Raw genomic sequence first — 21430 nt, forward strand, 5'->3', positions numbered from 1 at the left:
TATTAAAGTTGTATTAAAAATCTAAATCATCTTCATCTTCTTCAAAACTTTCATCTAACGCACTCTCGTCAAATTCTATATCGAAATCTTCTTCTATGTCTTCTTCAACTTCATGCAAGTCTTCTATATCTTCGATATCATCATCGCTTGGAATATATTCAAAGTTATCCATTAGTTCATCATCTTCAGTAGATTCTTTTACTTCTATTTCTTCATCTTCTTCAGTTAGAACTTTTACATCAAGGCATAAACTCTGTAATTCTTTTATTAAAACTTTGAATGATTCTGGTATTCCAGGTTCAGGAATGTTTTCACCTTTTATTATAGCTTCGTAAGTTTTAACACGTCCTATAACATCATCTGATTTAACTGTTAATATTTCTTGAAGTGTATGAGATGCACCATATGCTTCTAGTGCCCAAACCTCCATCTCTCCAAATCTTTGACCACCAAATTGTGCTTTTCCACCTAGTGGTTGTTGAGTAACTAAAGAGTATGGTCCTGTACTTCTTGCATGTATCTTGTCATCTACTAAGTGGTGAAGTTTTAACATATACATGTATCCAACAGTTACATCATTGTCAAATGCTTCTCCTGTTCTTCCATCACAAAGTGTAAGTTTTCCATTTTCTGGATAACCTGCTTCTGTTAAAGCTTTCCTTATGTCGCTTTCTCTAGCTCCATCAAATACAGATGTAGCAACATGCCATCCAAGTGCTTTTGCCGCAAGTCCTAGGTGAACTTCAAGAACCTGTCCTATGTTCATACGTGAAGGAACTCCTAGAGGATTTAGTACTATTTCTATTGGTGTACCATCCGCCATAAATGGCATATCTTCTTCAGGTAATACTCTAGATATAACACCTTTATTACCGTGACGACCAGCCATTTTATCTCCAACATTTATTTTTCTCTTCTTAGCGATATATACTCTTACAAGTTCATTAACTCCTGGTGAAAGTTCATCGCCATTTTCTCTTGTAAACACTTTAACATCTACTATTATTCCAGACTCTCCATGTGGAACTCTTAAAGATGTATCTCTAACTTCTCTAGCTTTTTCTCCGAATATAGCACGAAGTAATCTTTCTTCAGCTGTAAGTTCTGTCTCTCCTTTTGGAGTAACCTTACCTACTAGTATATCTCCAGATTCAACTTCTGCCCCTATTCTTATTATTCCTCTTTCGTCTAGATCTCTAATAGCATCTTCTCCTACATTTGGAATATCTCTTGTTATTTCCTCTGGTCCAAGCTTTGTATCTCTTGCTTCTGATTCATATTCTTCTATGTGTATAGTAGATAATCTATCTTCCCTAACTAATCTTTCATTTATCAGTATAGCATCCTCGTAGTTATATCCTTCCCACGTCATGAATGCTATAAGACAGTTTCTTCCAAGAGCTATTTCTCCCATATCTGTAGATGGACCGTCTGCTATTACGTCTCCTTTTTGAATTATATCTCCTCTATTTATTATAGGAGTTTGATTTATACAAGTTCCTTGGTTAGATCTTTTGAATTTAAGAAGCTTGTATCTATCTTTATTTCCATCTTCTCTTTTGATTACAATTTCGTCAGCAGTTACTTTTTCAGCTATACCTGAATTTCTAGCAACTACAACAGCACCAGAATCCTTAGCTGCTCTATATTCAGCACCTGTTCCTATTATAGGAGCTTCTCTTCTAACTAGTGGAACTGCTTGACGTTGCATGTTCGATCCCATAAGTGCACGGTTGGCGTCGTCATTTTCAAGGAAAGGTATCATTGCTGTAGCTATAGAAACTACCTGCTTAGGTGAAACGTCCATATAGTCTACTAAATGTACAGGAGTAATTTGTATAGCACCATTTTTAGCTCTACAAGTTACTCTTTTATTTACGAATCTTCCTTCTTCATCTAACGGCTCATTAGCCTGTGCTCTTATATAAAGATCTTCCTCATCTGCTGTCAAGTAGTGTATTTCTTTTGTAACAATTCCCGTTTCTTTCTCAACTTTTCTGTAAGGAGATTCAATAAATCCATATTCATTTATTTTTGCATACGAACTTAATGAGTTTATAAGTCCGATGTTTGGTCCCTCAGGCGTCTCTATAGGACACATCCTTCCATAATGAGAATGGTGAACCTCACGAACCTCAAACCCTGCTCTTTCACGTGAAAGACCACCAGGTCCTAATGCTGATAATCTTCTTTTGTGAGTTAATTCAGAAAGTGGATTTGTTTGATCCATGAACTGAGATAACTGAGAACTTCCAAAGAACTCTTTTATAGATGCTGCAACAGGTCTTATGTTCATTAACGCCTGCGGAGTAGCTACTTCAACATCTTGTATTGTCATTCTTTCTTTTATAACTCTTTCCATTCTAGAAAGACCTATTCTGAATTGGTTTTGAAGTAATTCTCCAACAGATCTTACTCTTCTATTACCAAGATGGTCTATGTCATCTGTATAACCTACTCCATTTAATAGGTTGAATTGATAACTTATAGAAGCTATTATGTCATCTAGTATTATATGCTTTGGAATAAGTTCTCTCATTCTGTCTTTTATTGCTTCTTTTATTTCTTCTTCATCATCGTAACTATCTAGTATCTCTTTTAGCACTGGATAGTACACTTTCTCTCTTATGTTTAAGTCATCTATATTAAAATCTATGTGAGCTTTGATATCTACAAAGTTGTTTCCTATAACCTTAACTACCTTTTCATCTTCTGAGTATACATTAACTACTTTTATACCAGAGTTTTGAATCTCTATAGCTTTATCAAGACTTATTTTTTCACCTTGTTTTACAAACACTTCACCTGTTTCAAGGTTAACTATATCTTCTGCAGCTACTTTATTCATTATTCTGTGATGTAAAGATAGCTTTTTATTAAATTTATATCTACCTACTCTTGCAAGGTCATACCTTTTTGCATCAAAAAATAGTGAATTTAATAAAGATGATGCACTTTCAACAGTAGGAGGTTCACCTGGTCTTAATTTCTTGTATATTTCAATTAATCCTTCTTCAGTTGTTTTGGTATTATCTTTTTCTAGAGTAGAGAGAAGTCTTTCATCTTCTCCTAAAAGATCTATGATTTGTGCATCTGTTCCAAAACCTAATGCTCTTAAAAGCGTTGTTACAGGTTGTTTTCTAGTTCTATCAACTCTTACAGATACAATGTTGTTTGAGTCAGTTTCATATTCTAGCCATGCTCCTCTATTAGGAATAACAGTGGCAGAAATTAATTTATTACCTGATTTGTCTATAGTTTGAGCATAATATACTCCTGGAGATCTTACTAATTGGCTTACTATTACTCTTTCTGCACCATTGATAACGAAGGTTCCTTTTTCTGTCATCAGTGGGAAATCTCCCATAAAGACTTCTTGTTCCTTAACTTCTCCGGTCTCTTTATTTATAAGTCTTACTTTTACTTTTAAAGGAGCTGAGTATGTAGCATCTCTTTCCTTACATTCTTCTACTTCATATTTTGGTTTTTCATCTAGTGAATAGTCTACGAATTCTAAGATAAGATTACCTGTGTAGTCTTCTATAGGCGAAATATCTTCAAAGACTTCCTTTAACCCTTCATCTAAAAACCACTTATAGGAATCTAGCTGAAGTTCTATAAGATTAGGTAATTCTGCTATTTCCTTGATTTTAGAAAAGCTTATTCTAGTTCTTTTACCTATTTCGACAGGATGTGGCATTAAATTTTCACCTCTCATAATAAAATAAACCTGAAAAACACATATTTTTCCACTCTAACGCATTCAATAATTTTATCACATGTTTGTCAATAGGTCAAGACAGTTTTGTGAAAAAAAAGGTGCCTTTTACGAAAGACACCTTTTTCTATTTTAAACTATTTTACTTCTACTGATGCTCCAGCAGCTTCTAATTTTTCTTTCATTTGGTCAGCTTCTTCTTTAGAAACTCCTTCTTTTAATGTTTTAGGAGCTCCGTCTACTAATTCCTTAGCTTCTTTTAATCCAAGTCCAGTTAATTCTCTAACTACTTTGATAACTCCTACTTTTGAAGATCCTGCGCTTGCTAATACTACATCAAACTCAGTTTTCTCTTCAGCAGCAGCAGCTCCAGCAGCAGCTCCAGCTACCATTACAGGAGCAGAAGCAGATACTCCGAATTTCTCTTCAGCAGCTTTAACTAATTCGTTTAATTCTAAAACTTTCATATTTTCAATAGCTTCTAATATTTGTTCTATTGTCATTTTTGTGCACCTCCGATATTTTTTTGATTTAATTTATTTAGGACTAAGCTTGTCCCTCTTCATGCTTTTTGATTAATGCATCTAACATGTATGCAAAGTTTGACATAGGAGCTTTTAAGCTACCAAGTAACTTAGCAATAAGAGCTTCTCTTGATGGTATTTTAGATAATTCTTCAACTTTTGATTTGTCGTAGAATTCTCCTTCAACTATACCCATTTTTAACTCTAATTTTGGATGAGTTTTCATGAATTCACTTATTATTCTAGCTGGTGCTACTGGATCGTCATATCCGAAAGCTATAGCATTTGGTCCAACTAATAATTCATCGTTTAATTCACTTATTCCTACTTCTTTAGCAGCTCTTCTAACTAAAGTGTTTTTGTACACTTTGTACTCTACTCCAGCTTCTCTGAACTGTTTTCTAAGTTCTGTAACTTCTTCAACTTTTAGTCCTCTGTAATCAACAACTATAGCCGAAGCAGCTTTTTGCAGTTTGTCAGTTATTTCAGCAACAACTTGCTCTTTTAATTGAATCGCCTTAGACATCTAGGTGTCCACCTCCTTCACCTATTTCGTGTTTTTCGCCGTTAAATCAAAAGCCTTTGCATATCCACATAGACATACAAAGGCTCTATTTTCCATAATCTATAGAAAACCTCGGTAGGCAAATTTAAGCTTACTGCGCCTACTGTCTACGGCAAAATAATTCATTTTTAGCAACATCATTTATTATACATAACAAATGACATTTTGTCAACATTTTTATTCATTAACTTTAACAGGATTTATTTTTACTCCAGGTCCCATTGTGCTAGCTACAGTAATACTCTTTAAGTATTGTCCTTTAGCTGCCGCTGGTTTAGCTTTTATTACAGCTTCCATTAAAGTTGCGAAGTTGTCAGCTAATTTTTCTTTTCCGAAAGAAACTTTTCCTATTGGTACGTGAATTATATTTGTTTTATCTAATCTATATTCAACTTTACCAGCTTTGATTTCTTCGATAGCTCTAGCAACATCAAATGTAACTGTTCCTGATTTTGGGTTTGGCATTAATCCCTTAGGTCCTAATACTCTACCTAGTCTTCCAACTAGTCCCATCATGTCTGGTGTAGCTACTACAACATCAAATTCAAACCAGTTTTCACCTTGTATTTTGCTTACTAATTCTTCTGCTCCTACAAAGTCTGCTCCTGCTACTTCAGCTTCTTTAGCTTTTTCACCTTTAGCAAAAACTAAAACTCTTTTAGTTTTTCCTGTTCCGTGAGGAAGAACAACTGCTCCTCTTACTTGTTGATCTGCATGTCTTGAGTCAACACCTAATTTAATGTGAGCTTCTACTGTTTCATCAAACTTAGCGCTAGCGATTTTAGTAACAACTTCTAACGCTTCTGAAGCATCATATAATCTAGCTCTATCAACTAATTTTGAAGCTTCTATATATTTTTTTCCTTTTTTAGCCATTTTACATTCCTCCTTGTGGTATTAGCGGTTAGTGGTACCTCCCACTTATTTAGGTAAATTAGTCTTCTACAACTACACCCATACTTCTAGCTGTACCAGCTATCATGCTTATAGCAGACTCTATTGACGCAGCATTTAAGTCTGGCATTTTCATTTCTGCTATTTCTCTTATTTTAGCTGAAGATATTTTAGATACCTTCTTTTTGTTTGGTTCTCCTGAACCTGACTCTATTCCGCATGCTTTTTTGATTAAAACTGCAGCAGGTGGAGTCTTAGTTATGAATGAGAATGATCTATCTTGATAAACTGATATAACTACCGGAATTATTAAACCAGCTTGATCTGCTGTTTTAGCATTGAATTCTTTACAGAATCCCATTATATTAACACCGTGTTGTCCTAATGCTGGACCTACTGGTGGTGCTGGTGTAGCTTTTCCTGCAGGTATTTGAAGTTTAACTTGTCCTATTATTTTTTTAGCCATTTCATTGCACCTCCTTATATTTTCAAAATATTTATTTAAAATATAGCTTGTTTTTAACTATATTTCTCAACTTGATCAAACGCTATTTCTACCGGTGTTTCTCTACCGAACATAGATATAAGAACCTTCATGCTTTGTTTGTCCATGTTGATTTCTTGAACCGTTCCCATAAATCCTTCAAAAGATCCGGATTTTATAGTAACAACTTCTCCTACTTCTATATCTATTTCTGGAATAGCATTTTCAACACCCATAGCTTTAACTTCTTCATCTGATAATGGTATTGGTTTAGAGCCTGGGCCGACAAATCCCGTTACTCCTTTTGTATTTCTAACTACATACCAAGATTCATCTGTAATTATCATCTTTACAAGAACGTATCCGGGGAATATCTTTCTTTGTCTAGTTTTCTTTTTTCCATTTTTTATTTCAACTACATCTTCAGTAGGAACACTAAGTTCTAAAATATAGTCTTCCATACCTCTTGTTTTGACCGCTTTTTCTATAGTGGCCTTAACCTTATTTTCATGTCCTGAGTATGTATGTACTACATACCACTTAGCTTTTTCTAATTCTGACATGATGGCGCATACCCCCTTTAGGATCTTTCTATCTTAGTATGAGCTTTAATAGATATCCTATTCCTGAATCAATAGCCCATATTAACAAAGCCATCACTAGACATGAAGCAAGGACTACTGTCGTATAATTTGTCAATTCCTTTTTGTTAGGCCAATGAACCTTTTTCAGTTCACTCTTTGTACTAATTAAGAATTTGCCAAGAGACTTAGCATTTTCTTTGTTAACATTAACTTGGACAGACATTATTGCTTCACATCCTTTATAAACTATTTCGTTTCTTTATGAGCTGTGTGCTTTTTGCAGAATCTGCAGTATTTGCTTAATTCTATTCTGTCTGGATTGTTCTTTTTATTCTTAGTTGTATTGTAATTTCTTTGCTTACATTCGCTACAAGCTAAAGTTACTTTTACTCTCATTGCTACACCTCCTAGATATCTATAGCATAATATTTTAATTAATCTATTCCTATACATAGATTGCCTGTATTATAAACATCACCTTATAAAATCTACCACATTTCATCCTTTATGTCAAATCTTTTTTGATTCATTAAAGATAATTATCGTAAATTATATTATCTAAAAAAGAGAAGGAATACTCCTTCTCTTTCAGTATATTATTCTATTATAGTAGCAACTACTCCTGCTCCTACTGTTCTTCCACCTTCACGGATAGCGAATCTTAATCCTTCTTCGATTGCTATTGGAGTTATAAGTTCAACTGTTATTGTGATGTTATCTCCAGGCATTATCATTTCTGTTCCTTCTGGTAACTTGATAGCTCCTGTAACGTCTGTTGTTCTGAAGTAGAATTGTGGTCTGTATCCATCAAAGAATGGAGTATGTCTTCCACCTTCTTCTTTCTTTAATACGTATACTTCTGCTGTAAACTTAGTGTGAGGCTTTATTGTTCCTGGCTTTGCAAGTACTTGTCCTCTTTCGATTTCGTCTCTTTGTACTCCTCTTAATAATGCTCCTATGTTATCTCCAGCTTGCGCTTGGTCTAATAACTTTCTGAACATTTCTACTCCTGTACAAACTATTTTTCTAGTTTCTTCAGCAAGTCCTACTAATTCAACTTCGTCTTGTACTTTTAATACTCCTCTTTCTACTCTTCCTGTAGCAACTGTTCCTCTTCCTGTGATTGAGAATACGTCTTCTACTGGCATTAAGAAAGTTTTGTCTACATCTCTTTCTGGCTCTGGAATGTATGCATCTATTTGCTCGAATAATTCTACTATTTTATCTCCCCATGGTCCCATTGGATCATTTAATGCTTGAAGAGCTGATCCTCTTACTATTGGAGTGTCATCTCCTGGGAACTCATATTGATTTAATAAGTCTCTTACTTCCATTTCAACAAGCTCTAATAATTCTTCATCGTCTACCATATCACATTTGTTTAGGAATACTACAATGTATGGTACACCAACTTGTCTTGATAATAGTATATGCTCTCTTGTTTGAGGCATTGGACCATCTGCTGCAGAACAAACTAATATTGCTCCGTCCATTTGTGCTGCTCCTGTTATCATGTTCTTAACGTAGTCAGCATGTCCTGGGCAGTCAACGTGAGCGTAGTGTCTGTTTGGTGTTTCGTACTCAACGTGTGCTGTTGATATTGTGATTCCTCTTTCTCTTTCTTCTGGAGCTTTATCTATGTTTGCAAAGTCTACTGCTTCTCCAAGCCCATATCTTGCATGTAATGTCTTTGTTATAGCAGCTGTTAATGTAGTTTTTCCGTGGTCAACGTGTCCTATTGTTCCGATGTTAACGTGTGGTTTAGTTCTTTCAAATTTAGCTTTTGCCATTTTAGAGCCTCCTCTTTATATATGAGTATTAGAAAACATAAATTCTGGAGCCCACGAGCGGACTCGAACCGCCGACCTCCGCCTTACCAAGGCGACGCTCTACCGACTGAGCCACATGGGCACTTAAAACTGCAAATTAATTTTACTACTCATAAAAAATAAAGTCAATACGTTTTACCCGTTTCTACTTTCTAGGTATTTTTCAAGCTTTCTCTTAACTCTTTGAAGTGCGTTGTCTATAGATTTAACATGTCTATTTAATCCTTTTGCTATCTGTTGATACGATTTACCTTTAAGATATAAGTCCAAAACTTCAAGTTCAAGACTGCTAAGTATTTCATTCATCTTAGATTCTATATTCTTTATCTCTTCCCTACTTATTAAAAGTTCTTCTGGATCTGTAACAATACCACTAGTTATTATGTCTAAAAGAGTCCTATCTGATTCATCATCATATATAGGTTTGTTTAAAGATACATAAGAATTAAGAGGTATGTGTTTTTGTCTTGTCGCTGTTTTTATTGCTGTTATTATTTGTCTAGTTATGCAAAGCTCGGCAAACGCCCTAAAAGAAGATGTTTTCTCTTCATCGTAATCTCTTATAGCTTTATATAGTCCTATCATCCCCTCTTGCATTATATCTTCTTTATCTGCCCCAACTAAAAAATAGGACTTAGCTTTTGACCTTACAAAATTCTTGTACTTTTTCATAAGGTAGTCTAAAGCATAAGAGTCTCCGTGTTTGGCTTTGATAACAATTTCCTCAACCTCAAGTTCTTCATCTTCATATGTATGTACATATTTTTCTTTAGCATGTAACATTGTAATCCCCCCACAATAACAAACGACATAATAAGATTTGACTATAGATATTATATTTAATAAAATGCCTATAGTCAACTAATTTCAATGGTTTCTGCGTATTTTCTCAAGTTTCGACAAAGTACTTTGATCTAGAATGGAATCTAATGTATTTTTTTGTATTTTGCTTTCCTCAACTTTCTTAGCTATTTTTTTCTTAGCTATATCTACCTCAAGTTTCAGTTCCCTAGCAGATAGTCTAGTAGCACCACTTCCTAGAACTATTTGTTGCTGAGCCCAGTCACTAGTAGCTACCTTTATAATATGTTTTTTTCCTATATCATTTATCAATTTTTCTATATATGTGTCTGCAGTTTCATTTTCCTTTGTGTAGACAACTTTAATTCCTCTATCCTTAATTTTCTTGTCATTTATCCTAATTCCTTTAACTAGATATGCATCAAATACAACTATTACTATGTATCCTTTAAATGATCCATACTCAGTCATAATATCTATCAGTTTATCTCTAGCCATTTCTAGATTTTCAATACTCATATTTTTTAAGTCTTCCCATGCATTTATTACATTATATCCATCTACAATAAGATACTGCTTTTTGTTCATTTTATTTACTCTCTATTCTTTGTCTAAATATCTCATATGCTAAGATAGAACATGCAACAGAAGCATTTAAAGAAGATACATTCCCTACCATGGGTATCTTTACTGTAAAGTCGCAATTTTCTTTAACAAGTCTTGATATTCCGAATCCTTCGCTTCCTACAACAAGTGCTAAAGGTCCCTTTAGATTCTTTTCGTAATAAGTGTCTCCATCCATGTCAGAAGCAACTGTCCATATCCCATTTTCTTTTAGTTTATTTATTGCATTTACTATATTAGTTACTTTGCATATAGGCATATATTCAACTGCTCCTGCTGAAGCCTTGGCAACTACAGGTGTAATTGATGCAGATCTTCTTTTAGGTACTATTATTCCATGGGCTCCTACAGCATCAGCACTTCTCATTATAGATCCTAGGTTGTGAGGATCTGTTATTTCGTCTAGTATTATAAAAAATGGGTCTTCACCTTTTTGTCTTGGTATTTCTAGCAATTCGTCAAGCTCATAATATTTGTAGTCACTCCCTATTGCTATAACACCTTGATGAGAATGACTTTCACTAATTTCATCTAGCTTTTTTCTGTCTACTTCTTGGACTATTATTCCTTTATCTTTTGCCATTCTTATTATTTTATTTATAGATCCTTCCTTAGCTCCACTAGCTATCATTATTTTATCTATATATCTGTCACTTTTTAATGCTTCTATAACAGGATTTCTTCCTTCTATTTTAATCACAAAATCACCTCTTATATGTTTTTGAAGATTTCTCTTACTTCTTTTATTTTTCCACAAGTCATATTTCCTTCAGGACATGAACCATTGATGCAGTTTGGTCCTATATTTTTGAAAATCACTGGTGCAACTTGCCTTACTTTTCTTAGCATTTCTATAGATAATTCTCTTATCTCCCACTGAGCCCTTTGACAGCATCTATGTTTAAAGAAGTTAAATAAACTTCTTGCATTCATTGTAAATACCATTTTAGTTTCACAAGCATTAGGAAATACATATCTTGCATCTTCTATTGCTTTTTTTTGTGAAAGAAGCTTGGCTTCTTTTTCAGTTTTCCCTTCTTTTATGAAATTATCATAGTGCTTTTGAGAAAGTACTTTGACTAAATCATCGTATACCTTTTGATCGTTTTCCATAGCTTGTATAAATTTTTCTTTAGCTTCAGGTATACACTGTATTTCAGGTGGTATTATGTACTCAAACTGATCAAGTTTTACATATCTTTGACTTTGCTGAGAATAAGAGGCTATTCTATGTCTTACTATTTGATGTGAACAGCTTCTTGATATTCCTTCTACAGCAAATGTAAAGTTTATATGTTCTATAGGACTTTCATGACCTATCCCTATTAGCATATTCAAGAACTTTTCTATTTTTTCATCTGTCAGGTTTTTTTCTATCTCATCAACGCCAACGGGAGAGTAGCAAAGTTTTGCAGCCATAGCTATTACTTTCTCAGGGTTTGGTGTATATTCAATTAATTCAACTTTCATCTTATATCCTCCTAAAATTTTATTATTCTTTAATTATACCACAAAAAAATAGGATGTACTTATTACATCCCATTATCTATTATTTCTATAGCTTTATTAATTATATGTTCCATTCTTTCATTTTCTTTATTTAAGTGTAAATATCCTATAAGTGCCTCAAAGGCAGTAGCATATTTATAATCTATTATATCTGCATTTTTAGGCACTGTATTGGATTTTTGATTTCTAGCTCTTTTCACTATAGACTTTTCTTTTTCAGTTAATTCACTTTCAATATTAATTATAGCCATAGCCTGAGATTTTGCTTTTACAAAATTTATGGCTTTCTTATGAAGATCATTAACTTTTATATTTTGATATTTATTTATTAAATATTCTCTTACATAAAGTTCATATATGCAATCTCCCATATAAGCTAATACTAAAGGCTGTCTCATCCCTGCGTTATTAATTTCCATCTATATTCTTCTCCATTTAACTCCCTGTCTTGTATCTTCTAGAATTATTCCCATTTCTTTTAGCTTATCTCTTATTTCATCAGCTAATTTGAAGTTCTTTTCCTTCTTAGCTATTTGCCTTTGCTCTATCATTTTTTCTATCTCTTCATCTATTATGTTATTCTTCACTTTATTAACTATGTTTAAAACCCCTGTTAACTCTTTAAACATTTCATATGCACTTTGTGCTATTTCTAAAGAGCTATTTTCATCTATATTAGTGTTTATGAATCTAACAAGTTCAAATATAACACTTATAGCATCAGCAGTGTTTAAGTCATCATCCATATTTTCTATGAATTTTTGTTTAAATTCATTTAATTTTTCTTTTAATTGTTTTTCTTCTTCTTTCAAGCTTCCATTTCCGTTTTGAATTAAAAATTCTAATCTATCTTTTGCATTGTAAAGCCTTTCAAGTCCAGATTCTGACTGCTTAAGCATTTCATCACTAAAGTTGACTGGATTTTTGTAGTGTGCAGAAAGCATAAAGAATCTTACAACTTCTAAATCAAACTCTTTAGATATATCTCTAACAGTAAAGAAATTACCTTTAGATTTTGACATTTTCTCATTATTTATATTTATATACCCATTATGGATCCAATATCTTGCAAATGGTTTTCCACTTTTAGCTTCACTTTGAGCTATTTCATTTTCGTGGTGTGGGAAAGTTAAGTCCTGGCCTCCTGCATGAATATCTATAGTTTCTCCTAAGTATCTTGATGCCATAACAGAACATTCAATGTGCCATCCTGGTCTTCCTTCTCCCCAAGGGCTATCCCAACCAGGTTCTCCTTCCTTTTTTGATTTCCAAAGCACAAAGTCCATAGGATTATTTTTCTTTTCACTTACTTCTATTCTAGCTCCTAGTTCTAGCTCTTCTATGTTTTGCTTTGAAAGTTTTCCATAGTCATCAAATTTTTTAGTATCAAAGTATACATCTCCATTTACTTCATATGCAATTCCTTTGCTTTCTAAGTCTTTTATGAATTCAATTATTTCATTTATGTTTTCTGTAACCCTTGGATGTACAGTAGCTCTTTTTATTCCTAAAGCATCTGCATCTACAAAATATTCTTTTATATATTTGTCAGCAACTTCTTGAGAAGTAATGCCTTCTTCATTTGCTTTATTTATTATTTTATCATCAACATCAGTGAAATTTTGAACGTATGTTACTTCATATCCTCTATACTCAAGATATCTTCTTAGTGTATCAAACATTATAAAAGGTCTTGCATTACCTATGTGAAAGTAATTATATACAGTAGGTCCACATACGTACATTTTTACTTTTCCTTCTTCTATTGGTATAAATTCTTCTTTTTGTCTAGTTAAAGTGTTGTAAAGCTTCACAGTATCACCTCTTTATATTTTTTCGTCTACTTTGATACCATCCCTTTTGACTATCCTAGCTGGAATTCCAACAGCCGTGCAGTTAGCATCTATATCTTTAAGTACCACTGCATTAGCCCCTATTTTAGAATTATCACCTATATATATAGGGCCTAATATTTTCGTACCTGCTGATATTATAACATTATTTCCTATTGTCGGATGTCTTTTTCCTGTATCTTTTCCAGTACCTCCAAGAGTTACAGAAAACATAAATGAAATAATTGAATTCATAAAAGACTTAGAAAGCAAAGGAATTGCATATGAAGTAAATGGAGATGTATACTTTGATACTAAAAAATTTGATGACTATGGAAAACTTTCAAAGCAAAACATAGAAGAGCTAGAACTAGGAGCTAGAATAGAAGTAAGTGAAAAGAAAATGAGCTATTCTATGCATTATTATAGCATGAAGTCCAGGGTAATTTAGTATAATTTCAAGAGTATTTCTAGCTGCTGGATCATTTTTTTTGATAGTATTAATATCATCCATTATTCTCATACATTCCATCTCCTTTTTAAAATCCTAGTATATTTATATGGATTATATGATTTAATATATCATAATGATAATAAAATTTAAAGCCCCGAACTATAATATTATAGTTCAGGGCCTCAACTTTAATTACTCAAAAATTCTATTTTCTTTGAAGAATAAATTTGATATTCTTCTGGCGTTATTATATTTTCTGATTCTAATTTCTTTAGAATGTTCGTGAAGTCTTCGCATATAGATTTTAGTTCTAATTTGATTTCTTCTAACTCTTTATTCACCTTATTGGACCTCCTCTGCAAAATAAAACCGATATATATTATACCCTTTGTGTCCATTCAATATTCATGTTATTTCTAATCATTTTAGCTATAATATATATTATTATACACTTTTCAGAAAATTCCTTTTTTTCCTAAAAATTTTTATTCTGCACAGGAGTTTCTTTTTAATATAAATCCATACTCAAATATCTTTCTCCATTATCAGGTGCAATAACAACTATATGCTTATCTTTACCTATTTGCTTTGCAAGCTTAATTGCAGCTGTTATAGCAGCTCCTGATGAAATTCCTAAGAATAAACCCTCTTTTATAGCTACTTCTCTTGATGTTTGGAATGCTTCTTCATTTGTAATCTGAACAATTTCATCTATTATTTCTTTGTTTAGGATATTCGGAATAAATCCTGCCCCTATCCCTTGTATTTTATGAGGTCCAGGAGATCCTCCTGATAAAACAGGTGATAAAGATGGCTCAACAGCTACTACCTTTAGATTTGGTATTTCTCTTTTTAAGACTTCTCCAACTCCCGTTATCGTTCCTCCTGTTCCAACTCCTGCTACAAATACATCTATATCACTTCCAAAGTCGCTTAAAATCTCCTTTGCAGTTGTATTTCTGTGAGCATCAGGGTTATCGATATTTTCAAATTGACTTAACATTACATAAGTTTCATTTTCTCTAACTAATTCGTTAGCTTTATCTATAGCTCCTTTCATACCCTTAGCTCCATCTGTTAATACTAACTTAGCTCCATATCCAGCTAATATTTTTCTTCTCTCTATGCTCATAGTTTCTGGCATTACAAGTATAACATTATATCCTTTGTAAGATGCAACCATAGAAATTCCTATACCTGTATTTCCACTAGTAGGTTCTACTATCGTATCTCCAGGCTTTAATTCTCCTCTTGCTTCCATTTTTTCTATCATATTTAAGGCTATTCTGTCCTTTACTGATCCTCCAGGATTAAAAAACTCAAGTTTTACGTATATATTAGCCATATTTTCATTAACTATATTATTAAGTTTTACAATAGGTGTATTTCCTATAAGTTCTCCTATATTTTTATATATCATGACAAAACCTCCATATCATAGTATTCTTATCAGAATTATATTATATAGAATAATATTTTAATTCTATTTTGTCAATGTTTTTTTATCAAAATGATAAAAATCCTATTAAGAATAGGAGTTTCTCAAGTATATATTATAAAAGCCTGCTTTAAGCAGGCTTTTATAATATATTCTCTTTTACATATCTTATTCTCTTTAATACTACTTCTTTTCCTAGTAATTGCATTACTTGAGGAATTTCAGGTCCATGCATTTGACCTGTTAAAATTATTCTAGTTCCCATGAATAAGTTCTTTCCTTTTATTCCATGTTCTTTTTGTATTTCCTTAAATATTTTCTTTATTCCATCTACAGTTATTTCTTCTTTAGATATCTTTTCTTCTAGAGCGTCTATTAAAGTTGGTATATGCTCAAGCTTTAAGAATTCTCTACATTCATCGTCTTCAAGTTCTACAGTATCTCCAAAGAATATATTAACTTTTTCTGTAATTTGCTTAACATACTGAAGTCCTTCTTTTAGAATAGATACCATTTCTTTTATCCATTCATATTTTTCTTTAGCATCATCTTGTTTTATATATCCAGCTTCTATTAAAAACGGTATAGCAAGATCTGTTAAAACATCATTATCACACTCTTTTATATAGTGTTGGTTTACCCAGTTTAGTTTATCAGTATCAAATACTCCTCCACTTTTTGATACTCTCTCAAGAGAAAATGCTTCTTCTAGTTCTTTTAATGTAAATATTTCTTCATTACTTTCAGGAGACCATCCTACAAGAGATACATAGTTTACAAGTCCTTCCGGTAAATATCCTTTTTTCTTAAAGTCTTCTACAGCTACATCTCCATGTCTTTTACTTAATTTCTTTCTTTCAGCATTAAGTATGTTAGGAAGATGGACAAATGTAGGAGCTTCCCATCCGAATGCTTCGTATAGATATACATGTTTAGGAGTTGATGGTAGCCATTCTTCTCCTCTTATTACATGAGTTATTCCCATTAGGTGATCATCTACTACAACTGCAAAGTGATATGTAGGGAATCCATCTGATTTCATAAGAACTTGATCATCTAAATCATCTGTATTCATTGAAACAAGTCCTCTTACAATATCATTAAATTTTATTTCAGTATTAGTAGGAAGCTTAAGTCTTATTACATAAGATTCTCCAGACTGTATTTTTTCTTGTACTTCTTCTTTTGAAAGTCCTTTACAAAATCCATCATATCTAGGTATTTTTCCTTCTGATTTTTGTATTTCTCTAACCTTATCTAATCTCTCTTTAGAACAGAAGCAGTGATATGCATGTCCTTTCTCTAATAAATCTTCCATGTATCTTTTATATATATCTAACCTTTGAGATTGTATATAAGGTCCATATTCTCCACCTTGGTATACATTTTTATTCTCATCTAGGAATACTCCTTCATCATGCTTGATACCTGCCCATTCCATAGCTTCAAGCATTCCTTCTATAGCTCCCTCTACTAATCTGCTTTGATCAGTATCTTCAACTCTTAGTATGTATTTTCCACCCATTTTTTTAGCAAATAGGTAATTGTATAAAGCCGTTCTTAAACTACCGATATGTACAAATCCAGTAGGACTTGGTGCAAATCTAACTCTAACGCTCATCAAATAACCTCCTAGTGTAAATTTATCTTTATGATTATATTACAAACAGCTTGTTTATTCAACAGATGTCAATGCCCTTATATTTTCTTTTATATTACTATCATCTATTCTACTTCTTATTTCTACCATTTCATTTTCTATATCTTTTCCTACTACTATTACATCAGGAATACCTATAAGTTCACAATCTTTAAACTTAAATCCTATTCTTTCTTTTCTATCATCTATCAATACATTGTATCCTTTGTTTTTTAAGATTTCGTATATATTCATTCCCCATTTATATTCATTTTCACTTTTAATATTTCCTATTATTATTTCATAATCAAATGGAGATACTGTTTTAGGCCATTTTATACCTTTTTCATCTTTATTTTCTTCAACAATTATAGAAATTAATCTGTCTATATAAAATTTAATTTCTAAATTATATATTTTTTCTTCTTTTCCTTGAGAATTCAAATAAGTATAATCTGTAGGTGTAATCTGTACATCTATAAAATTAGTTCCATTTACAGTTTTGAGCTTTCCTTCACATTTAATGCACTTATCATTTTCACATGATAATTTAAAATTATCCACATTATCTACTTTAAAATCTTTATTGTAGTTTACATTCTTTATGTGGTAATCAGTTTTGTTTGCTCCTACAACTCCATTTTTTATATACAAAACTTCTTCATCGGCAAGTACATTATCTACTTTAATACCTATAGGCCCTGCAAATCCAACTTCTGCATTAGTTGCAGCTTTCACATCTTCTTCACTTGCCATACTTATTTTTTCTTTTGGTACTTTCAGGAACTTCGATAGTGAATTTATGTTTATAGTTCTATCTCCTCTTAGAAGTACAGCTACAATTTTATCTTCACATTTAAAGATTAAAGTCTTTATCAACTTCTTAGGTGATATTTCTAAAAAACTCTCCAAATCCTCTATACTACTTACATTAGGAGTATATATATATTCAATATCTTTAATCTCATCTGTGGATAAGTCCTTCTCTGATTGAGTTTTTGCTTCATGTTTATAGTTATTATATCCACAGTTTTCACATAAAAGTATATCTTTTAGTGGATAATTAGTTTGATAAAAGTATTTGTTGCCATTATCTTCTTTATTGTTTAAGTAATTTATATTAAGACTATTCAAAATGCTTTCTATTCTATGGTCTATATTTTGTTTTTCTTTATACACATCTTCACTACTACTTATTTTTATAAATTTGATTATATTATCTATCTTAGGATTTAATAATCCATCTTTGAATTTGTAGTATTCATTTTCCTGTGTGTATCTATAGCCTATATTTAGAGGTAGTTCTTTATACGACTTTATTTCGTTGTTTAGTGAGTTTTGAGCTTTTTCATAATTTCCACTTATACTTATGTTGCTAAACTCTTTAAATTCTCCTTTAATAAACTCCTTTAACTTATCAAAGAATAGATTCCCAATTATTGTGTATAAATAACCTCCATCTTCTAAATATTTAAGTATTCCACTTCTATATAATAGCTTTAAACTATCAAAATCAGTACTTAAAGGACACTCTTTATAAGTTTTTAAATATATATCACTTAATTTCATATTTATCACCTTATAATTAAGGCAGTTCTAATGAACTGCCTTTATTTTTTAGTAAGCTCTAGCGAAATAAACCATTTTACCTGCTTCTTTATCACAGCATAAGCATTTATCTGAAATATTTTCTTGCTCAAATGGCATACATCTTATTGTAGCTCCTGTTTCTTCTTTTATTTTTTCTTCACATTTTTCATCTCCACACCACATAGCTTTTATAAATCCTGGTGTTTCATCTAATATCTTTTTAAATTCATCTAAATTGCTTACTGCATATGTTTTCTTTTCTCTCATTTCAAGAGCTTTCGTAAATAGTGTATTGTGGATATTATTTAATAAATCTTCTATAGTTTCTTTTAAGTTATCCATAGAAACTTGTTGTTTTTCTAATGTATCTCTTCTAAATATTACTACTTGATTATTTTCTATATCTTTAGGACCTATTTCTATTCTTAGAGGAACACCTTTCATTTCCCATTCATTAAACTTCCATCCTGGAGAATAGTTAGGTCTATCGTCAACTTCCACTCTTATTGAAGTTTTTAGATCTTTATATATTTCATCAACTTTATCCATAACATTTCCTTTATGAGCTGCTATCGGAACTATTACAACTTGAGTTGGAGCAACTCTTGGTGGAAGAACTAATCCTCTGTTATCTCCATGAACCATTATAAGTCCACCTATAAGTCTTGTTGATACTCCCCAAGATGTATGATATGGATTAGCTAAGTTTCCTTCTCTGTCTGAGTATTGTATTTCAAATGCTTTAGTAAAATGCTGTCCTAAGAAATGACTAGTTCCTGATTGCAGTGCTTTACCATCATGCATTAAAGCTTCTATTGTGTACGTCGCTTCAGCCCCAGCGAACTTTTCTCTATCGCTCTTTCTTCCAGTAACTACTGGAATAGCTAGTAAGTTTTCACACATTTCTTTGTATATATTAAGCATTTGTAGAGTTTCCTCTTGAGCTTCTTCATAAGTTTCATGAAGAGTATGACCTTCTTGCCATAAAAACTCTGACGTTCTCAAAAACGGTCTTGTACTTTTTTCCCATCTTACAACTGAACACCATTGATTATATAAATAAGGTAAATCTCTGTAAGATTTTAGCCATTTAGAATACATAGAGCATATTATTGTTTCTGAAGTAGGTCTTACGCAAAGCCTTTCAGAAAGTTCATTTTTTCCACCATGAGTTACCCAAGCAACTTCAGGTGCGAACCCTTCAACATGCTCCGCTTCTTTATTTAATAAGCTTTCTGGAATTAAAAGAGGGAAATAACAGTTCTTGTGTCCAGTTTCTTTAAACTTAGCATCTAGATAAGATTGTATATTTTCCCATATAGCGTATCCATATGGCTTTATTACCATAAATCCTTTAACTGGAGAATAGTCAACTAAATCAGTTTTTAGTATTACATCTGTATACCATTGTGGAAAGTCTACTTCCATAGGCGTAATTTCTTCAACAAATTGCTTTTCCTTTTTTCCCATACTTTCATCTCCTTAATATTTGCTTTATATAATATAAAAAGCCTTTCATCTCTATATCTAGAGACGAAAGGCTAAACTTCCGCGGTACCACTCTAATAAGCAAACTGCTCACTCAAAAATATAACGGCTTTAACCGTAAAGACATACTACAATTTCAGTCTTTAAGCTCCGAGACTGGTTCAAAATGCTCAACTTAGAAACCTCCCACCATTAGTTTCCTCTCTGTAAAGCCTTACATTTTTACTATTTCTCTTCATAGCATTTTATTTATAAATTTTTAACATATTTTAAATCAAAAACTATATTTTGTCAATAGAAACTATTGCATGTGCTGATATCCCTTCTTTTCTTCCCTCAAACCCTAACTTTTCCGTAGTGGTTGCTTTAACATTTACATCATCTACATGTATTTCCAATGCTTTAGCTATATTCTTTCTCATTTGTTCTATATGAGGTGCCATTTTAGGCTCTTGCGCAACTATTATACAGTCTATATTGTTGCATTTATATCCTTTATTCTTCAACTTATTATTAACTTCTTCTAGCAAAAATAAACTACTAACACCTTTATATTTCATATCAGTATCAGGAAAATGCCTGCCTATATCTCCTAAAGATGCAGCTCCAAGTAGTGCATCTTTTATAGCGTGAAGTAATACATCTGCATCTGAATGTCCTAGAAGTCCTTTCTCATAAGGAATTTTAACTCCACCTATATATAACTCTCTTCCTTCAACTAATTTATGAACATCATATCCGATTCCTACTCTCACTTTATCACCTTCTCCTTAGTATCTCTTCTCCAATATATAAATCTTCCCCTGTAGTTATTTTTATATTTTCGTAACTTCCAAACAACATCTTAACTTTATATCCATATCTTTCTACAATCATAGAATCATCTGTTCCGTAGTAATTATCCTTATATGCATTGTTATATGCTTCTTTTATTATATTGACATGAAATGACTGCGGAGTTTGAACAGACCACAAAAGATTTCTATGAGGAGTGTCTTTTACGTACTCATTTTCATCTACTATCTTTATAGTATCTTTGACAGGAACTCCAACAACTACTGCTTTTTTATCTTTTGTTTCTCGTATAACATCATTTATTATATTATCACTTATAAATGGCCTTGCACCATCATGAATTAATACAATCTCAGAGTTATCACTTAAGAGTTTTAGTCCATTATATACAGAATCTTGCCTTTCTTTTCCACCGTAAGCTATCTTTATATTTTTACTAAATTTATATTTATTCAGGATATTACTTTTAAAATATTCTTCTTCATCTTTTGATATAACAACTATTATCTCATTTATATTAGTATTGTTGTCAAAGGCTGATATAGTGTAATAGATTATCTCCTTATCCATTAGCTTTATATACTGCTTATTTATATCTTTATTCATTCTTTTTCCTTTTCCTGCTGCAACTATTATAGCACTATTCATATAACCACCTCTTT

Annotated in this window: 22 protein-coding genes, 1 tRNA gene, 2 pseudogenes and 2 other annotated features; of the genes and pseudogenes, 1 reads left to right on the top strand and 24 read right to left on the bottom strand. The window is 32.1% G+C overall.

Annotated elements, in window-relative coordinates; translation table 11 throughout:
* Nucleotides 1–13: 13 nt before the first annotated feature.
* The 17 genes and pseudogenes from rpoB to CLOTH_RS10880 all read right to left on the bottom strand — a co-directional run.
* Complete coding sequence (rpoB, locus tag CLOTH_RS09265; RefSeq protein ID WP_079413377.1) at nucleotides 14–3700, bottom strand: DNA-directed RNA polymerase subunit beta; 3687 nt, start codon at nucleotides 3698–3700, stop codon at nucleotides 14–16.
* 155 nt (nucleotides 3701–3855) lie between these two features.
* The gene (gene rplL, locus CLOTH_RS09270) at nucleotides 3856–4221 is read right to left on the bottom strand and encodes a 50S ribosomal protein L7/L12 (RefSeq protein WP_079413380.1); all 366 of its coding nucleotides are present in this window, start codon (nucleotides 4219–4221) and stop codon (nucleotides 3856–3858) included.
* Nucleotides 4222–4264: 43 nt separating this feature from the next.
* Nucleotides 4265–4768 carry a 50S ribosomal protein L10 gene (rplJ, locus tag CLOTH_RS09275; protein ID WP_079413382.1) on the bottom strand — a complete coding sequence of 168 codons (504 nt, stop codon included), beginning with the start codon at nucleotides 4766–4768 and terminating at the stop codon, nucleotides 4265–4267.
* A 37-nt stretch (nucleotides 4769–4805) separates the two neighbouring features.
* Nucleotides 4806–4938, bottom strand: a sequence feature (ribosomal protein L10 leader region).
* Between the two features lie 46 nt (nucleotides 4939–4984).
* Nucleotides 4985–5683, bottom strand: a complete 699-nt coding sequence (rplA, locus tag CLOTH_RS09280) for a 50S ribosomal protein L1 (RefSeq protein ID WP_079413384.1) — start codon at nucleotides 5681–5683, stop codon at nucleotides 4985–4987.
* A 58-nt stretch (nucleotides 5684–5741) separates the two neighbouring features.
* Nucleotides 5742–6167, bottom strand: a complete 426-nt coding sequence (gene rplK, locus CLOTH_RS09285) for a 50S ribosomal protein L11 (RefSeq protein WP_079413386.1) — start codon at nucleotides 6165–6167, stop codon at nucleotides 5742–5744.
* A 53-nt stretch (nucleotides 6168–6220) separates the two neighbouring features.
* A complete protein-coding gene (nusG, locus tag CLOTH_RS09290; protein WP_079413388.1) occupies nucleotides 6221–6748 on the bottom strand; it encodes a transcription termination/antitermination protein NusG in 528 nt (175 codons plus the stop codon).
* A 28-nt stretch (nucleotides 6749–6776) separates the two neighbouring features.
* Nucleotides 6777–6992: a preprotein translocase subunit SecE gene (gene secE, locus CLOTH_RS09295; protein ID WP_079413390.1), complete on the bottom strand. Its 216-nt coding sequence runs from the start codon at nucleotides 6990–6992 to the stop codon at nucleotides 6777–6779.
* Between the two features lie 23 nt (nucleotides 6993–7015).
* Entirely contained in the window at nucleotides 7016–7165 is a 150-nt protein-coding gene (rpmG, locus tag CLOTH_RS09300) for a 50S ribosomal protein L33 (RefSeq protein ID WP_079413392.1), read from the bottom strand.
* A 200-nt stretch (nucleotides 7166–7365) separates the two neighbouring features.
* Nucleotides 7366–8559, bottom strand: a complete 1194-nt coding sequence (gene tuf / locus CLOTH_RS09305) for an elongation factor Tu (RefSeq protein ID WP_079413394.1) — start codon at nucleotides 8557–8559, stop codon at nucleotides 7366–7368.
* Nucleotides 8560–8604: 45 nt separating this feature from the next.
* Nucleotides 8605–8680: transfer RNA gene (locus CLOTH_RS09310), tRNA-Thr, on the bottom strand.
* A gap of 53 nt (nucleotides 8681–8733) precedes the next feature.
* Nucleotides 8734–9381: an RNA polymerase sporulation sigma factor SigH gene (sigH, locus tag CLOTH_RS09315; protein WP_079413396.1), complete on the bottom strand. Its 648-nt coding sequence runs from the start codon at nucleotides 9379–9381 to the stop codon at nucleotides 8734–8736.
* An 84-nt stretch (nucleotides 9382–9465) separates the two neighbouring features.
* Entirely contained in the window at nucleotides 9466–9987 is a 522-nt protein-coding gene (locus CLOTH_RS09320; protein WP_079413398.1) for an NYN domain-containing protein, read from the bottom strand.
* Nucleotide 9988: 1 nt separating this feature from the next.
* Entirely contained in the window at nucleotides 9989–10723 is a 735-nt protein-coding gene (gene rlmB, locus CLOTH_RS09325; RefSeq protein WP_079413438.1) for a 23S rRNA (guanosine(2251)-2'-O)-methyltransferase RlmB, read from the bottom strand.
* A gap of 11 nt (nucleotides 10724–10734) precedes the next feature.
* A complete protein-coding gene (gene thyX, locus CLOTH_RS09330) occupies nucleotides 10735–11493 on the bottom strand; it encodes an FAD-dependent thymidylate synthase (protein WP_079413400.1) in 759 nt (252 codons plus the stop codon).
* Between the two features lie 62 nt (nucleotides 11494–11555).
* A complete protein-coding gene (locus tag CLOTH_RS09335; protein ID WP_079413402.1) occupies nucleotides 11556–11951 on the bottom strand; it encodes a Mini-ribonuclease 3 in 396 nt (131 codons plus the stop codon).
* The gene (gene cysS, locus CLOTH_RS09340; RefSeq protein WP_079413404.1) at nucleotides 11952–13346 is read right to left on the bottom strand and encodes a cysteine--tRNA ligase; all 1395 of its coding nucleotides are present in this window, start codon (nucleotides 13344–13346) and stop codon (nucleotides 11952–11954) included.
* Nucleotides 13347–13358: 12 nt separating this feature from the next.
* Nucleotides 13359–13586, bottom strand: a pseudogene (locus tag CLOTH_RS10880) (serine O-acetyltransferase); the annotation flags it as partial.
* On the opposite strand from CLOTH_RS10880, the pseudogene CLOTH_RS10885 reads away from it, so the two are divergent.
* Nucleotides 13573–13767 (top strand): annotated as a pseudogene (locus CLOTH_RS10885) (cysteine--tRNA ligase); the annotation flags it as partial. The pseudogenes CLOTH_RS10880 and CLOTH_RS10885 overlap by 14 nt on opposite strands.
* Nucleotides 13768–14006: 239 nt before the next feature.
* Here CLOTH_RS10885 and CLOTH_RS10635 read toward each other — a convergent pair.
* The 7 genes from CLOTH_RS10635 to ispD all read right to left on the bottom strand — a co-directional run bounded on the left by CLOTH_RS10635 (nucleotide 14007) and on the right by ispD (nucleotide 21416).
* Nucleotides 14007–14159, bottom strand: coding sequence for a hypothetical protein (locus tag CLOTH_RS10635; protein ID WP_158080500.1), 153 nt, complete (start codon nucleotides 14157–14159; stop codon nucleotides 14007–14009).
* Between the two features lie 167 nt (nucleotides 14160–14326).
* Complete coding sequence (gene cysK / locus CLOTH_RS09355) at nucleotides 14327–15238, bottom strand: cysteine synthase A (RefSeq protein WP_079413408.1); 912 nt, start codon at nucleotides 15236–15238, stop codon at nucleotides 14327–14329.
* A 160-nt stretch (nucleotides 15239–15398) separates the two neighbouring features.
* Entirely contained in the window at nucleotides 15399–16877 is a 1479-nt protein-coding gene (gene gltX, locus CLOTH_RS09360; RefSeq protein WP_079413410.1) for a glutamate--tRNA ligase, read from the bottom strand.
* A gap of 54 nt (nucleotides 16878–16931) precedes the next feature.
* Entirely contained in the window at nucleotides 16932–18464 is a 1533-nt protein-coding gene (locus CLOTH_RS09365) for a YbaK/EbsC family protein (RefSeq protein ID WP_079413412.1), read from the bottom strand.
* A gap of 48 nt (nucleotides 18465–18512) precedes the next feature.
* Nucleotides 18513–19955: a proline--tRNA ligase gene (gene proS, locus CLOTH_RS09370; RefSeq protein ID WP_079413414.1), complete on the bottom strand. Its 1443-nt coding sequence runs from the start codon at nucleotides 19953–19955 to the stop codon at nucleotides 18513–18515.
* A 56-nt stretch (nucleotides 19956–20011) separates the two neighbouring features.
* Nucleotides 20012–20221: a binding site (T-box leader), on the bottom strand.
* Between the two features lie 33 nt (nucleotides 20222–20254).
* Nucleotides 20255–20728: a 2-C-methyl-D-erythritol 2,4-cyclodiphosphate synthase gene (gene ispF / locus CLOTH_RS09375; RefSeq protein WP_079413416.1), complete on the bottom strand. Its 474-nt coding sequence runs from the start codon at nucleotides 20726–20728 to the stop codon at nucleotides 20255–20257.
* A 4-nt stretch (nucleotides 20729–20732) separates the two neighbouring features.
* Nucleotides 20733–21416: a 2-C-methyl-D-erythritol 4-phosphate cytidylyltransferase gene (gene ispD, locus CLOTH_RS09380; protein WP_079413418.1), complete on the bottom strand. Its 684-nt coding sequence runs from the start codon at nucleotides 21414–21416 to the stop codon at nucleotides 20733–20735.
* Nucleotides 21417–21430 lie beyond the last annotated feature (14 nt).

This window comes from Alkalithermobacter paradoxus, assembly GCA_002029295.1.
In the GTDB taxonomy this organism is placed as follows: Bacteria; Bacillota; Clostridia; order Peptostreptococcales; family Peptostreptococcaceae; genus Alkalithermobacter; species Alkalithermobacter paradoxus.

Bases quoted from the DNA above. Each gene is read 5' to 3' on its own strand.
- sigH (WP_079413396.1), bottom strand. From the start codon at position 9,381: ATGTTACATGCTAAAGAAAAATATGTACATACATATGAAGATGAAGAA.
- CLOTH_RS09320 (WP_079413398.1), bottom strand. From the start codon at position 9,987: ATGAACAAAAAGCAGTATCTTATTGTAGATGGATATAATGTAATAAAT.
- secE (WP_079413390.1), bottom strand. From the start codon at position 6,992: ATGTCTGTCCAAGTTAATGTTAACAAAGAAAATGCTAAGTCTCTTGGC.
- proS (WP_079413414.1), bottom strand. From the start codon at position 19,955: ATGGGAAAAAAGGAAAAGCAATTTGTTGAAGAAATTACGCCTATGGAA.
- CLOTH_RS09335 (WP_079413402.1), bottom strand. From the start codon at position 11,951: ATGGAAATTAATAACGCAGGGATGAGACAGCCTTTAGTATTAGCTTAT.
- rplA (WP_079413384.1), bottom strand. From the start codon at position 5,683: ATGGCTAAAAAAGGAAAAAAATATATAGAAGCTTCAAAATTAGTTGAT.
- nusG (WP_079413388.1), bottom strand. From the start codon at position 6,748: ATGTCAGAATTAGAAAAAGCTAAGTGGTATGTAGTACATACATACTCA.
- rpoB (WP_079413377.1), bottom strand. From the start codon at position 3,700: ATGCCACATCCTGTCGAAATAGGTAAAAGAACTAGAATAAGCTTTTCT.
- CLOTH_RS09365 (WP_079413412.1), bottom strand. From the start codon at position 18,464: ATGAAATTAAGTGATATATATTTAAAAACTTATAAAGAGTGTCCTTTA.
- rpmG (WP_079413392.1), bottom strand. From the start codon at position 7,165: ATGAGAGTAAAAGTAACTTTAGCTTGTAGCGAATGTAAGCAAAGAAAT.
- rplL (WP_079413380.1), bottom strand. From the start codon at position 4,221: ATGACAATAGAACAAATATTAGAAGCTATTGAAAATATGAAAGTTTTA.
- ispD (WP_079413418.1), bottom strand. From the start codon at position 21,416: ATGAATAGTGCTATAATAGTTGCAGCAGGAAAAGGAAAAAGAATGAAT.
- rplJ (WP_079413382.1), bottom strand. From the start codon at position 4,768: ATGTCTAAGGCGATTCAATTAAAAGAGCAAGTTGTTGCTGAAATAACT.
- tuf (WP_079413394.1), bottom strand. From the start codon at position 8,559: ATGGCAAAAGCTAAATTTGAAAGAACTAAACCACACGTTAACATCGGA.
- thyX (WP_079413400.1), bottom strand. From the start codon at position 11,493: ATGAAAGTTGAATTAATTGAATATACACCAAACCCTGAGAAAGTAATA.
- gltX (WP_079413410.1), bottom strand. From the start codon at position 16,877: ATGAGCGTTAGAGTTAGATTTGCACCAAGTCCTACTGGATTTGTACAT.
- rplK (WP_079413386.1), bottom strand. From the start codon at position 6,167: ATGGCTAAAAAAATAATAGGACAAGTTAAACTTCAAATACCTGCAGGA.
- cysK (WP_079413408.1), bottom strand. From the start codon at position 15,238: ATGATATATAAAAATATAGGAGAACTTATAGGAAATACACCTATTGTA.